General features: G+C 61.7%; 1 protein-coding gene. It reads left to right on the forward strand.

The features are described from left to right. Nucleotides 1-197: 197 nt before the first annotated feature. On the forward strand, nt 198-807 hold a 610-nt coding region (locus ABGI63_RS25760; RefSeq protein WP_349745372.1), incomplete at its 3' end, for a hypothetical protein.

The raw sequence follows: 807 nt of genomic DNA on the forward strand, positions 1-807 counted from the left end.
AACGGCGCCATCGACATCAGCGACATCAACGCGATTCGCAGCAGCATTGGGCAGACCCCGGTGGCGGGCGATGCGCGAGACGCCAATGGCGACAACAAGATCACGATCAATGATGTGCGACTGTGCGTGATGAAGTGCAGCAAGCCGCAGTGCGCGCCCTGATCAACCGTGTCCTGTTCCAAACCGTGAGGTCAGTCATGAAAAGCAAATTACTCAGCCTGGGGCTTGCCGTAGCAGCGTTGCTGGGAGGGGCTGCTGCACAGGCAGCACCTGTTGTCAGCTTCTCGCCGTCGAGCATGAGCGTGGCCGTCGGTGGCCCGTATCTCGTGGATGTCAACATCAGCGGCCTGGGCGGACAGATCGTCTCGGCGTTTGATCTCAACATCAAATACAACCCGGCGATCATCGGCTTCACCGGCTACACGCTGGGCGCCGGACTCGGGGGGCTGTGGGACAGCGTTGACGCCTCGGTACCGCCGATGGACTTCGGCGTGCAGGCCTACTCGCTGGAGGGCGACGACGATGTTCTGGCCGGCGACCAGACGGACGACGCCTTCACCTTGATGACGTTGAGCTTCAACGGTCTGAACGATGGTTTCTCGTTCCTCAATTTCGGCAACAGCCCGGACTTCGAGATCAATCTGGTGGGGCGCCGCGGGGAGAGCCTGACCGATGTCAGCTACGGGCGAGCCTGTATCTCGGTGGGGCAGGGCAGTTGCGCCACGGTGTCCGAACCGCAGTCCTATGCACTGGTTGCATTGGCACTGGCGGGTGCTTTTGTGCCGGCACTTTGGCGCCGGCGTCAGA

The sequence above is a fragment of the Roseateles cavernae genome (genome assembly GCF_040187885.1).
Taxonomy (GTDB): domain Bacteria; phylum Pseudomonadota; class Gammaproteobacteria; order Burkholderiales; family Burkholderiaceae_C; genus Roseateles_E; species Roseateles_E cavernae.